The sequence below is a fragment of the Chitinimonas arctica genome (assembly GCF_007431345.1).
Classification (GTDB): domain Bacteria; phylum Pseudomonadota; class Gammaproteobacteria; order Burkholderiales; family Chitinimonadaceae; genus Chitinimonas; species Chitinimonas arctica.
This window is the reverse complement of sequence record NZ_CP041730.1, coordinates 822879-835269: the sequence shown is the minus strand read 5'-3', so window position 1 is coordinate 835269 and position 12391 is coordinate 822879. Positions and strand designations below refer to the sequence as shown.

Sequence of the window (12391 nt, the reverse complement as noted above, 5' to 3'; positions counted from 1 at the left end):
TGCTGGCCCCTCCGCATTGCTTGACTAATGCGCAACCCTTTTAGAACCGAACTTATAAGCCAAACCGGATGATTGTTTCCCTGCCCGCAACGCCCTGGTTCTATCGCAGCCTGCATGCCATCCTGTTGGTCTTGGTGGCCTGGTTCGCCGCCGGCTTGTTCTGGCAGATATTCTCGCCGCGCCCCCTGCCGCCGGTGGCCGCGCCTTCCAAGCAGCTGCAACGCCCGCCCCAACTGGATATGAGCGCCCTGAACGGTCTGTTCGGTAGCCCTTCCAATGGCGAGCCGCAACCTTCCACCCTCAGTTTCAAGCTACGCGGCGTGATTGCCACCGCATCGCCGGCCGTGGCGGTGTTTGAAGTGCCAGGCCAACCGGCCCTGGCGATCAAGACCGGCGGCGAAGTGGAAGCCGGCGTACGCCTGGTCGAAGTCAATGCCGAATATGTGTTGCTGGATAACCGTGGCCGCCGCGAGCGGATGGAACTGGACGCCAAGCCGGCCGCCACCATCGGCACCGCCGATACCACGCCGGCCGGGGGGGGCGATTCGTCGCTGATCACCGCCGCGCCGATGGAAGCGCCGCCGGCCGAGCCGCAAACGGAAAAACGCTTCGAATTGCGCAAGGAAAACGAACGCTCTCTCCATCGCCAGGAACTGGTCGAGGGTTTGCAGCGCCTGAACGTGGCCGATTGGTCGCGCGGCCTGGGCGAAGCGCCGGGCGGCGGAATTACCGTACAGAACGCTGCTTCGCAACCATTGGCCGCCCCGCTGGGTCTACAGAGCGGCGATATCCTGAAATCCGTGAACGGCGCACCGCTGACCCACGTTGGCGACATTTCCGCGCTTTACTCGGCGTTCAGTCGCGCCTCGCAAATATCCGTTGAAATCAAGCGCAATGGCACCCCCATGAACTTGCGCTACCGCATTGAGAGCCCTACCGCGCCATGAAGAAGATTAAAACTATCGCCCTTGCGCTCATGCTTGCCGGCCAGGTCATGGCGGCGGACGACAAGGTGATGCTGAATTTCGTCAATTCGGACATCGATTCGACAGTCAAGGCGGTCGGACTCATCTCCGGCAAGAACTTCGTACTGGACCAGCGGGTGAAGGGCACGATCAATATCGTCTCGTCCAGCCCGGTCCGCAAGAGCGAGGTCTACGAGATCCTCTTGTCCGCCTTGCGCCTGCAGGGCTTTTCGGTGGTGGAAACGCCGACATCCGTGCGCATCGTGCCGGAAGCCGATGCAAAGCAGAATTTCGGCGCGACCGTCAGCAAGAAATTCAATGTCGGTGGCGACCGCATCGTCACCCAAGTCTATCCGCTCAAGTATGAGTCGGCCGCTCAGCTGGTGCCCATCCTGCGGCCGCTGATCACGCCGAACAATTCCATCGCGGCCTATCCCGGCTCCAATATGCTGGTGATCACCGACTACGCCGACAATGTGAAGCGCTTGAACCAGATCATCGGCAACATCGACCAGCCCTCCGCCGGCGATATGGTCACCTTGCCGCTGAAATATGCTTCGGCGGTCGATGTGGCGCAGATGATAGGCCGGCTGATGCCCGAGGTCAGCGTTTCCGGCGTCGCCAGCGGCGGCATTCCCGGCGCCCAGTTCGAAGGTATACGCAAGACCGTGGTGGTGGCCGATCTGCGCGCCAACGCGCTGCTTATCCGTGGCGATAACGCCACCAGCCTGGCGCAGATCAGGCAGTTGGCGGATACCCTGGACAAGCAGGGCGCCAACGGCGGCAATATCCATGTGATCTATCTGCGCAATGCCGAAGCGCCCAAGCTGGCGGCCACGCTCAAGGCCATCCTGACCGGCACCGATGTGGCGGCGACGCCCGGCAGCACCTTTACCAGCGTCAGCAGTACCAACAACAGCGGCCAGACCCCGGCCGCGATTCCCTCGTCGGCGCCGAGCAGCGGCGGCGGCGGGCAGATCTCGCCGGGCGTGGCGATCCAGGCCGATCCCACCACCAATGCCTTGATCGTTACCGCGCCGGACAATGTCTACAACAATATCCGTGCGGTGATCGACAAGCTCGATGTGCGGCGCGCCCAGGTCTATGTCGAAGCGATGATCGCGGAAGTGCTGATCGACAAGGGCGGCGATTTCGGTGTCCAGTGGCTGGTCGGCGGCGGCAATAAGAGCGTCAACGCGGTGGGGATCGGCAATATTGGGACCAAGGATAATAATTTGGGCAGCATCATCGCCGGCATCGCGAACAAGACGGGTATTCCGGCGGGCTTCACCCTGGGCTTGATCAATGGCAGCGTGGACGGCACGGGCAAGAAACCCAACCTGGCCATGATCGCCACGGCGATCGAAGCCAGCGGTGAAGGCAATGTGTTGTCCACCCCGAATCTCCTGACGCTGGACAATGAAGAAGCCTCCATCGTGGTGGGGCAGGATCTGCCCATCGTGACCGGCAAGCAGGCGGCCACCCTCGCCGGACAGAACCCCTTCAACACGATCGAACGCAAGGAAGTGGGCATCAAGCTCAAGATCAAGCCGCAGGTTTCCGAAGGCGGCGCCATCACCCTGCAGGTTTCGCAGGAAGTGTCCAGTGCCGCCCCCACCGTCGATACCTCGGGCAATGGCGTGGCCATCAATACCCGCAAGATCGATTCCAAGGTCCTGGTGGACGACGGCCAGGTCATCGTGCTGGGCGGCCTGATCGAAACCAAGGTCAGCCAGACCGATAATCGGGTACCCCTGCTCAGCAGCATTCCCCTGATCGGCAACTTGTTCCGTTTTGAGCATCGTGAAAGCAAGCGCACCAATTTGATGGTGTTCCTGCGGCCGGTCATCCTGCGTGACGGTGTCAGTGCCGGCGCACTGAGTGGCGAGCGCTACCAGCAGTTGCGCGATGCCCAGGGCGCCTACAAGATGGATAGCCGCTGGATGTTGCCCGACCTGCCCAAGGTGCAGTTGCCGGCGATCGATCTTCGTCGCCCTTCCTCGGCCTCGGTGCCGATCGCCGCGCATGGGTCGACCGACAAGATCGGCGTGGCCGACCAGGCCGCGCCTGTCGCGCCCGCCGAGCCGATGCCGCAGGCCGAGCCGGTGCCGGCCGCCGATCCGCAGCCGGCAGCAGACAAGACCGCCGTCACCGTGAAGACGCTTGGCAAGCCATGACTTACGCACGTGTCACTACTTACAGCTTTGCCCGCAACCGTGGCGTGGTGGATATCGCTGAGCACGACGGGACGGTGTCGGTACTCTTGCGCGAAGGCGCCGATCTGGCCGGCCTGATGGAGCTGCGCCGCAATCTTGGCCGGCCGGTGCAGGTCGAGACCATGCCCAGCAGCGCCTTCGATGCGCGCCTGGCGCAGTTGTTCGCCCGCAGCGACAGCCATTCGGCCGATGTGGCCGAAGACGTGGCCGCCGACCTGGATCTGAGCCGCCTGGCGCAGGATCTGCCGGCCATCGAAGACTTGTTGGAAGCCGAAGACGACGCGCCCATCATCCGCTTGATCAACGCCTTGCTGACCGAAGCCTTGCGCGAAGGGGCATCCGATATCCATATCGAACCCTTCGAGACCCGGTCGGTGGTGCGTTTTCGGATCGACGGCAAGCTGAAGGACGTGATCGAGCCCAAGCGCCAGTTGCATGCCGCCATCGTGTCGCGGATCAAGGTGATGGCCAACCTGGATATTTCCGAGAAGCGCTTGCCGCAGGACGGCCGTATTACCTTGCGCATCGCCGGCCGGCCGGTCGATGTGCGGGTATCCACGCTGCCTACCGGCCATGGCGAGCGGGCCGTGTTGCGGCTGCTGGACAAGTCCGCCGGCCGCCTGGATCTGGAAAAACTCGGCATGGTGGGCCATACGCTCAATACCATGCACAACCTGATCGCCCAGCCGCACGGCATCGTATTGGTCACCGGCCCGACCGGTTCCGGCAAGACCACCACCCTGTACGCCGCCCTGGCGGCCATGGATGCGACCAGTACCAATATCATGACGGTGGAAGACCCGATCGAGTACGACCTCGACGGAGTGGGCCAGACCCAGGTCAATGCCCGCATCGAAATGACTTTTTCACGGGCTTTGCGCGCCATTCTGCGGCAGGACCCGGATGTGATCATGATCGGCGAAATCCGCGATCTGGAAACCGCGCAGATCGCCGTGCAGGCCTCGTTGACCGGTCACCTGGTACTGGCCACCATCCACACCAACGATGCACCCGGCGCGGTCACCCGTATGGTGGATATGGGCATCGAACCTTTCCTGCTGGCATCCAGCCTGATCGGGGTACTGGCACAACGGCTGTTCCGCCAGCTCTGTCCTGCCTGCAAGCAGCCCTACACCCCGGACCAGGTGGAAATGGCCACCTTGGGCATGTCCGAGCCGCGCCCGCTTTACCGCGCCGTCGGCTGCGATCATTGCAATCAACTGGGCTATAAGGGCCGGGCAGGGGTCTATGAATTGCTGTCGGTGGATGACGAAGTCCGCCGCCTGATCCATGATGGCGCCAGCGAAGCACGCATCCGCGATTACGCCAACACCCGCGGCATGACCAGCCTGCGCGACGACGGCATCACGCAAGTCATTGCCGGACGCACTACACTGGAAGAGATTCTGCGGGTTACCCGGGAGGGTTAGCAGGTAAACGGCGGAACGGATCGGCGCGCGCACTTCCACCAGGGAGAAGCAGATGTTCGGACTGGGCAAGAAGAAAGAGCCTTACCTCACGGTGAGCTGCAAGGGCAAGAAGCTCGACGGTCAAGCCGTGCTGGCCTTGCAGGTCAGCGAGCTGGACCTGCCGGCCATCGTCAAGAAGGTCGACAGCCTGGAAGCTTGCAGCCGTGTCTCCTTCGGCCGGATCTACCAGAAGCCCGGCACCATGCTGGTGGACAACAACACCGAGGATCAGGGTTATAGCGCCAGCTATGACAAGATCACCAAGTCCATCGGCGTCAATCTACGGCAGGGCTCCATGCGCCAGACGCTGGTATTCGCCACCCGTGAGCCCGAGGTGGTGTGCACCGAGTTGGGATTGACGCTCGATGTACCGGGACCCAGCGAGCCCATGGTGGAATAAGCGCGGCTTCCATGCGTTCGCTGTTTTAATGAAAAATCATAATTTTTCTTGAATTACAGAAGTCATTTTATTTGAATTTAAACATGAATTGATATGCCATATATGCAAGCGGGGCATTGTGGGTATGCTTTTCCCATTCTTATTTCATACGCGGATAAAGGTGCATTCCCATGAAAAATACCATCAATACGTCATCGGGCAGATTTTATCCATCCGGTAATACGGCAGCTAATGCGAGCGATAGGCTGCTTCAGCCGATCAGCGGTTCGCCAGCTTATTCCAGGGGTCTTTCAGGCAATCATCAAGCCCAAGCCCCATCGAATGATTCCGATGAAGCAAAATTGGCACGCCGTATCTTCCTGGGGTCGGTAATCGCTGGCGCCTCCTGCCCGATAGCTTTAGGGGCCGGGCTTGTTGCCGCGTCGTTTGCCGTGCCGTGGCCACTTGCCTGCAAGATCATTTTCTCGCTCGGATTGGGTGGCGCCGTATGTGCGTTGCCAGTCACCATATCCACGGCCCTTGCAACCTACAAAAACATGCAGGTGGGAACGAGCTTGGTTTAATAGGTTCCAGTCAACGCATCCAATACCATCACATGCCCCCGCCGCGCAACGCGAGGGGCATCCCGACCAGTCTAGGCTATAGTTGGCTCAGCGAACCTAGACACGCCGTCTTTCGGGAACCCTGCATGAGTATTCGTTTGCGATGGTCCTTCAGCTTTTTCGACCGCTTCGCCGCACTGCTGCTTGCGCTGGTGTTATGTTTGATCGTCGGCATTGGGCTGCTGCTGCTACATACTTCCAATCAGCAAAACGAAGCATCGATCAAGGCCGAAGAAGTACTGGTCCAAGCCATGCTGGACGAATCGCGCCGGCAACTGGCCTCCAGCATCACCGAGTACGCGGTCTGGGACGATATGTACCAGCGCGTCGGCGGCAAGCAGCGTCCGGACCTGGACTGGTTCGACAGCAGTACGACCGAAACACTCTACTCCAAACTGAATATCGATCTCATGTTGCTGAGCGAGGCCGAAGGCCCCGTCTTTCGCTTGATGCTGAAAGGCCAATGGCACAAGCCAGCCGAGTTCGATCTGGGCCGGCAGCCGGACTGGCAGCGTTTTTTGCGCGATACGCTGGCCTTGGCGCCGGGTGAAGTATTGGCGCGCGATCTTGTCTGGGACAAGCATGTCTATTGGGTAGTGGCCCAGCGGGTGCAGTCGCAGACCCAGCCGGAAGCGGATAGTAGCCGGGTATTGCTGTTCGCCCGCTGCGTCGATCAGGCGCGCCTCTCCGACATTCTCGCGGCGCAGCGCTTGCAGGACTTGGTGCTTGTTGCCGGCGCCAGGCCTGATGCGGCGAATGTCGTCACCACCAGGCTGACAAAGCCGCTTTACGCCAGTTGGACGCCGACCCTCAGCGGCAGTGCCTTCTTGCGCGCCATTATCCAGCCGGCGATGTGGCTGGTGGTGATGGTGTTATTGATCTGCTACGCCCTGCTGCGCAATGCCCGCTCCTACCATCGTGCCTTGCTGGCGGTTGGACGCCGACAGGATGGCCAGCGTGCCGCGACCGTCGCCCTGGTCGAACTGGTCTATTCGCACCGCCAGAGCGAAGATGGGATAGACGAGGACTTCTGGCGGCTCTTCGCGGGGATACTGGCCCAAACGCTGCAGGGACGCCGCTTCAGTTTGGTCTTATATGGCGAACACGCGCCCGAGCAGGTGATATTCGATGTGGTGGTGCCGGCTGATCGGGCGATCGATGGCATGGATATCGTCGGGGTGCCGCTGGCTCGCCGTGCGGAGTTGGCGCGCGACTTCGTGCTGATGCACCACGATGTCTTCCCCCGCGCGAGCGCTGCCATCATGCGCGATGGTCGCCTGGTGGGCGAATTGATCGCCGAGCGTGGCGGCCGGCTGGGTTGGCAGCAGGATGAAGGCAATTTCCTGGTGTCGGCGGCTGCGCTGGCGGCACTTTCCCTGGAAGCCAGCAGCCGGCGCGGTATCGAATACGCGCTGCACCGCCACGTCCATTTCGATCCGCTCACCGGCCTCTCCAGCGCACTGCGGCTGAGCCAGGAGTTGGATAGCCTGCGGCACAGCTGGAGCGGGATGGTGGTGGTGGCCGTACTGCGGCTGGAGGGCTTGGAGGATGTGAACCTGTTGTTGGGCCGCGAAGGCGGCGACCGCTTATTGGTTGAACTGGCCGACCGGCTGCTGGATTTGCTGGAGGAGGACGAACTGGTCGCGCGCAGCGGCGGCAAACGTTTCGATCTGCTCTTGCATGCCGCCGCGCCGGAGCGGGTACAGGCACGCCTGGCGGCCATGGTGGACGCCTTGATGGCGCCCTATCAACTGGGCGAGCACGCCTATCGGCCGCAATGCCGCATTGGCGCCACGCATTGCCCGGCGGAGGCATTGGGTGTTGCCCGCCTGCAGGAAGCCACGCTGGCGCTGGATCAGGCCTACCACAGCAAGGAAAGCGTGGTCTGGTTTGGCGAACACTTGCGCGCCAGTACCGAACGCCGTCTGGCGTTGGCGCAAGCCATGCGGCAAGCCGTGGCACAGGGCGGGCTGACATTGGCTTACCAGCCTTTCGTCGATGCCCGTACCGGTAAGCCGGTCGGCGCCGAAGTCCTGCTGCGTTGGACGCATGCCGAACTGGGACCGATCTCGCCGGTCGAATTCATCCCTATCGCCGAAGAAACCGGGCTGATCGTGGAGTTGGGCGAATGGGTGCTGGATACGGCCTTGCGGCAACTGTCCAGCTGGCAGCAAACGCTGCCGGTACGGCTCAAGCTGGCCATCAATCTCTCGCCCAGGCAACTGACCGATGCCAATCTGGCCGCCCGTCTGCTGGCTATCCTGCAAGGCCATGACGTCGATAGTTCGCAGTTGGAATTCGAGGTTACCGAAGGGCTGGCGCTGGACGACTCGCCGGAAATCTCCGCCAATCTCAGCACCCTGCAAGCAGCCCGGGTGAATATCGCCATCGACGACTTCGGTACCGGCTATGCCACCTTCAGCTATTTGCGACGCTACCAGGTGGAAAAGATCAAACTGGACAAGCAGTTTATCGACGACCTGCAAAACGAAGCCTCGCGCCTGTTGGTGCGCAGCATGATCACCATGGGCAAGGGTTTGGGCGCCAGCGTGACCGCCGAAGGCGTGGAGCAAGCACAGCAATGGCAGCTATTGCGCGAGATGGGCTGCGATTACATCCAGGGCTATTATTTCAGCCGTCCCTTGCCCGCCGACGCATTCGCACTGCGCATCGCCGAACTGCTGGAGCGGGCCGACGGCACGGTGCCGCCGGCACAGCCGGTGCCGGCGAAGGGCTGAGGGAGCTAGTCCCTTGCCATCAGTTCTCGCAGCACGAAGGGCAGAATGCCACCGTGCTTGTAGTAATCGACCTCGATCGGCGTATCGATACGGCACAGCAGCTGCACCGCCTGGCTGCTACCGTCCTTGCGGGTGATCACCAGCGTCAGATCCTGCTGGGGCCGCAGGTTTTCGGTCACGCCCAGGATATCGAAGCTTTCATCGCCCTTCAGTCCCAGCTTTTCGTGGCTGTCGTCACCCTTGAATTGCAGCGGCAAGACGCCCATGCCCACCAGGTTGGAGCGGTGGATGCGCTCGAAACTGCGTGCGATCACCATTTTCACGCCCAATAGTTGCGTACCCTTGGCGGCCCAGTCGCGGCTGGAGCCGGTGCCGTACTCCTCCCCGGCGAACACCACGGTCGGTACGCCCCTGCGGATATATTGCATGGCCGCGTCGTAGACCGTGGCCTGGTGGCCATCCAGCAAGGTGAAGCCGCCTTCCACGCGGCTGCCGTCTTCCTTCGGCGGCAGCATCAGGTTCTTCACCCGAACGTTGGCGAAGGTGCCCCGTATCATGATGTCGTGATTGCCGCGGCGGCTGCCATAGCTGTTGAAATCCGGCTTGAGTACCGCCCGTTCCAGCAGGTAGCGGCCGGCCGGGGTGGATTCGCGGAAGGAACCGGCCGGGCTGATATGGTCGGTGGTGACCGAATCGCCCAATATCAATAGCGCATGGGCGCCATGGATATCGCCGATCTGGCCGGTCTGCATGCTGAAATGGTCGAAGAAGGGCGGTTTGGCGATATAGGTCGAGTCGGGCCAGGTATAGACTTGCCCGGCTGGCGCCGGAATGGCGTTCCACAGATCGTGGTCGCGGGTGAAATCGCCATATAGGCGGCGGAAGGTGGCCGGATTCATGGCGTGGTGCATCAGCGCCTCGATTTCGCCGGAAGCGGGCCAGATATCGCGCAGGAACACCGGCTGCCCATCGCTGCCGGTACCCAAAGCTTCGTGCTCCAGATCGATATTGACCCGCCCTGCCAAGGCAAAAGCCACCACCAAGGGTGGGCTGGCCAGGTAGTTGGCCCGGATATTGGGGTGGATGCGCGCTTCGAAATTGCGATTGCCCGACAGCACGGCGGCGGCGATCAGGTCGTGCTGGACGATGGCCTCGTTGAATTCGGGCGCCAGGTCGCCGGCATTGCCGATGCAGGTGGTGCAGCCGAATGCGGCGATATTGAAACCCAGCCTATCCAGATAGGGCTGCAGACCGGTTTCGTTCAGGTACTCGCTGACCACGCGCGAACCCGGGCCGAAACTGGTCTTGATGCGCGGATGCACATGCAGCCCCTTTTCCACCGCCTTCTTGGCCAACAGGCCCGCCGCCAGGAGGACGCCGGGATTAGAGGTGTTGGTGCAACTGGTGATGGCCGCGATCAGCACATCGCCGTGTCCCAGGTCCATCACGCCTTCGTCGGATGGGCGAGGGGCAGGGAAGCGCTTGCCCAGTTCGGCCGGCAGCTTGCCGAAGCCATTCTTGGCGAGCGGCGCGGCGAACAATTGGTTGAAGGTGTCTTTCATCTTCGGCAATTCGATCCGGTCCTGTGGCCGCTTCGGACCGGCCAGGCTGGGAACGATCACATTCAGGTCCAGCGACAGGGTGGTGGTGTATTCGATCTGGCCAGGCGCGGGCATGCCGAACAGGCCTTGCGCCTTGAAGTAGGCCTCGAATGCTTCCACCTCGGCATCGGACCGGCCGGTGCCGCGCAGGTAGTCCACCGTCTTGTCGTCAACCGGAAAGAAGCCCATGGTGGCGCCATACTCCGGCGCCATATTGCCGATGGTGGCACGGTCCACCACGCTCAGGCTGGCGGCGCCTTCACCGAAGAATTCGACGAATTTGCCCACCACCTTTTCCTTGCGCAACATCTCGGTCACGGTCAGCACCAGGTCGGTAGCGGTGATGCCGTCGCGCAGCTTGCCCTTCAACTCCACCCCCACCACGTCGGGGGTCAGGAAATAGACCGGCTGGCCCAGCATGCCGGCTTCCGCCTCGATGCCGCCGACGCCCCAGCCGACCACCCCCACGCCGTTGATCATGGTGGTGTGGCTGTCGGTGCCCACCAAGGTGTCGGGGAAGGCGACGCCATTGCGTATCTGCACGCCGCGGAACAGGTATTCCAGATTGACCTGGTGGACGATGCCGATGCCGGGCGGCACCACCTTGAAGGTGTCGAAGGCTTGCATGCCCCATTTCATGAACTGGTAGCGCTCGCTATTGCGCTGGAATTCCAGTTCCATGTTCTGCCGCAAGGCATTGGGCGTGCCGTAGTAATCGATCATGACCGAGTGGTCCACCACCAGGTCCACCGGCACCAGCGGTTCGATGGTCTTGGGATTCTTGCCCATCCGGTCCGCCACATTGCGCATGGCGGCCAGGTCGGCCAGCAAGGGCACGCCGGTAAAGTCCTGCAAGACCACGCGCGCCACCACGAAAGGGATCTCGGCTACCCGGGCGGCCGTGGCCTGCCAGTTGGCCAGCTCCTTGATATTGTCCTCATCGACCTTTTTGCCGTCGCAATTACGCAGCACCGATTCCAGTACCAGGCGAATGGAAACCGGCAGCTTGCCGACCGGTCCCACCCCGGCGGCTTCCAGGGCCGGCAGGCTGTAGTACTGCAGCGTACCGCCGGAAGGCAGGTTCAGTGTCTTGAGCGTGCTATGCAGATTGTGCGGCATGGTGAACTCCTCTTACCGGCCCGGGAAGTGGCCTGAGTGGCAATGGCGTCGAGCCGCATGCGGCGGGACGCTGGCGCGAACGCTTTATCTTTGTCCTGCTTCCGTGACTTGCAAGCCCGGATGCGAGGCGCTTCTCATATATATAACGATAGTCGAGCGTGGTTTTATTTTTCCGCGCGCTGCCGTGGCGATTTCAACGACGGTGCGCAACTTTCCAGCCATTGGCAAAAGGCCGTAATGGCCGGGTCATTCATCAAAGCCCGCGGTACGATCCAGCAGTAGCCCCGCACCGGCACGCTGGGACCCTGCAGAGGAGCAAGCAGTGTTCCCGCCTCGATCTCCGCCTGCATCATCGGCAGCGGCCCCAGGCAGACGCCCAGGCCATCCATGGCCGCTTGCAAAGCCAGGTAGAAATGGTCGAATTGCTGGGTGGCGGCCGGTTTCAGGTCCGGCACGCCGGCCCGCGTCAGCCAGCGCTGCCAGGCGGTCGGGCGGGTATCGGCATACAACAGGGTATGCCGCGCCAGGTCCGCCGGCTGGCGAATGGGCGCATGGGCCAGCAAGGACGGGCTGCAGACCGGCATTTCCCACTCCTCCAGGAAGGGGTGGGTGAAATAACCGGGCCAGTCGCCCGGTCCGCGCCGGATCGCCACGTCGAAAGGATTGTCCAGGCGGGTGATATCGCGGTCCGAGGTCATCAGCCGCAGCTCGATCTCCGGGTGCAGGCGCTGGAATTGCGTCAACCTGGGCAGTAGCCAGTGCATGGCCAGGGTGGGGGTGGAGTTCACCACCAGGCGGCGCTGGCGGTTTGGCTGCATCAGTTGTGCGGTGGCATTGGCGATGATGTCCAGGCCATCCTGGACCTGGACCAGATAGCGCCAGCCGACCTCGCTCAGCTTGACCCGGCCGCCGCTGCGCTCGAACAGGCGTACGCCCAGCCACTCTTCCAGCTGCTTTATCTGTTTGCTCACAGCGCCATGGGTAACGAACAACTCGTTGGCCGCCGCCGAAAAGCTTTCCAATCGGGCGGCAGCCTCAAAGGCGCGGAGGGCATTCAAGGGCGGTAGGTTTTGGCTCATAGCTGTGATTTTATCTCACAGAGGCTGTCGCAATTACTCGTTTGTGCGCGACCGGGCTTACGCGTAACCTGCGCGCCAATCGCTTCGGGATGAGTTCGCTTTTACCGCCGCCGGGCAGCTTGGCGCGCATCAAGGCAAGCACCGTATAGCGGCAAATCGCCGCCCTACCCGAATCGCATATAAAATAGGCAGCTTCGTGCGA

At 61.9% G+C, this 12391-nt stretch carries 8 protein-coding genes; 6 read left to right on the top strand and 2 right to left on the bottom strand.

The features are described from left to right. Positions 1-68 precede the first annotated feature (68 nt). The 6 genes from FNU76_RS03640 (at position 69) to FNU76_RS03615 (ending at position 8390) form a co-directional block, all read left to right on the top strand. Positions 69-947 carry a type II secretion system protein N gene (locus tag FNU76_RS03640; RefSeq protein WP_143856445.1) on the top strand — a complete coding sequence of 293 codons (879 nt, stop codon included), beginning with the start codon at positions 69-71 and terminating at the stop codon, positions 945-947. Beyond that, positions 944-3142 carry a type II secretion system secretin GspD gene (gene gspD / locus FNU76_RS03635; protein WP_143856444.1) on the top strand — a complete coding sequence of 733 codons (2199 nt, stop codon included), beginning with the start codon at positions 944-946 and terminating at the stop codon, positions 3140-3142. The genes FNU76_RS03640 and gspD overlap by 4 nt, the downstream gene beginning before the upstream one ends. Further along, the gene (gene gspE / locus FNU76_RS03630; protein WP_143856443.1) at positions 3139-4611 is read left to right on the top strand and encodes a type II secretion system ATPase GspE; all 1473 of its coding nucleotides are present in this window, start codon (positions 3139-3141) and stop codon (positions 4609-4611) included. The genes gspD and gspE overlap by 4 nt, the downstream gene beginning before the upstream one ends. Before the next feature lie 52 nt (positions 4612-4663). Then, on the top strand, positions 4664-5050 hold the full coding sequence (locus FNU76_RS03625; protein WP_143856442.1) for a hypothetical protein: 387 nt from the start codon (positions 4664-4666) through the stop codon (positions 5048-5050). A 170-nt stretch (positions 5051-5220) separates the two neighbouring features. Further along, positions 5221-5613 carry a hypothetical protein gene (locus FNU76_RS03620; protein WP_143856441.1) on the top strand — a complete coding sequence of 131 codons (393 nt, stop codon included), beginning with the start codon at positions 5221-5223 and terminating at the stop codon, positions 5611-5613. Positions 5614-5738: 125 nt separating this feature from the next. Next, on the top strand, positions 5739-8390 hold the full coding sequence (locus tag FNU76_RS03615) for a bifunctional diguanylate cyclase/phosphodiesterase (RefSeq protein WP_179958334.1): 2652 nt from the start codon (positions 5739-5741) through the stop codon (positions 8388-8390). 5 nt (positions 8391-8395) lie between these two features. On the opposite strand, the gene acnA is transcribed toward FNU76_RS03615, so the two are convergent. Both acnA and FNU76_RS03605 read right to left on the bottom strand, forming a co-directional pair. Beyond that, on the bottom strand, positions 8396-11110 hold the full coding sequence (acnA, locus tag FNU76_RS03610) for an aconitate hydratase AcnA (protein ID WP_143856439.1): 2715 nt from the start codon (positions 11108-11110) through the stop codon (positions 8396-8398). A gap of 164 nt (positions 11111-11274) precedes the next feature. Beyond that, positions 11275-12189, bottom strand: a complete 915-nt coding sequence (locus tag FNU76_RS03605) for a transcriptional regulator GcvA (RefSeq protein ID WP_143856438.1) — start codon at positions 12187-12189, stop codon at positions 11275-11277. Positions 12190-12391 lie beyond the last annotated feature (202 nt).

What these genes read in the sequence shown, in the direction of transcription:
- FNU76_RS03640 (WP_143856445.1), top strand. Translation starts at nt 69, where the DNA reads ATGATTGTTTCCCTGCCCGCAACGCCCTGGTTCTATCGCAGCCTGCAT.
- gspD (WP_143856444.1), top strand. Translation starts at nt 944, where the DNA reads ATGAAGAAGATTAAAACTATCGCCCTTGCGCTCATGCTTGCCGGCCAG.
- gspE (WP_143856443.1), top strand. Translation starts at nt 3,139, where the DNA reads ATGACTTACGCACGTGTCACTACTTACAGCTTTGCCCGCAACCGTGGC.
- FNU76_RS03625 (WP_143856442.1), top strand. Translation starts at nt 4,664, where the DNA reads ATGTTCGGACTGGGCAAGAAGAAAGAGCCTTACCTCACGGTGAGCTGC.
- FNU76_RS03620 (WP_143856441.1), top strand. Translation starts at nt 5,221, where the DNA reads ATGAAAAATACCATCAATACGTCATCGGGCAGATTTTATCCATCCGGT.
- FNU76_RS03615 (WP_179958334.1), top strand. Translation starts at nt 5,739, where the DNA reads ATGAGTATTCGTTTGCGATGGTCCTTCAGCTTTTTCGACCGCTTCGCC.
- acnA (WP_143856439.1), bottom strand. Translation starts at nt 11,110, where the DNA reads ATGCCGCACAATCTGCATAGCACGCTCAAGACACTGAACCTGCCTTCC.
- FNU76_RS03605 (WP_143856438.1), bottom strand. Translation starts at nt 12,189, where the DNA reads ATGAGCCAAAACCTACCGCCCTTGAATGCCCTCCGCGCCTTTGAGGCT.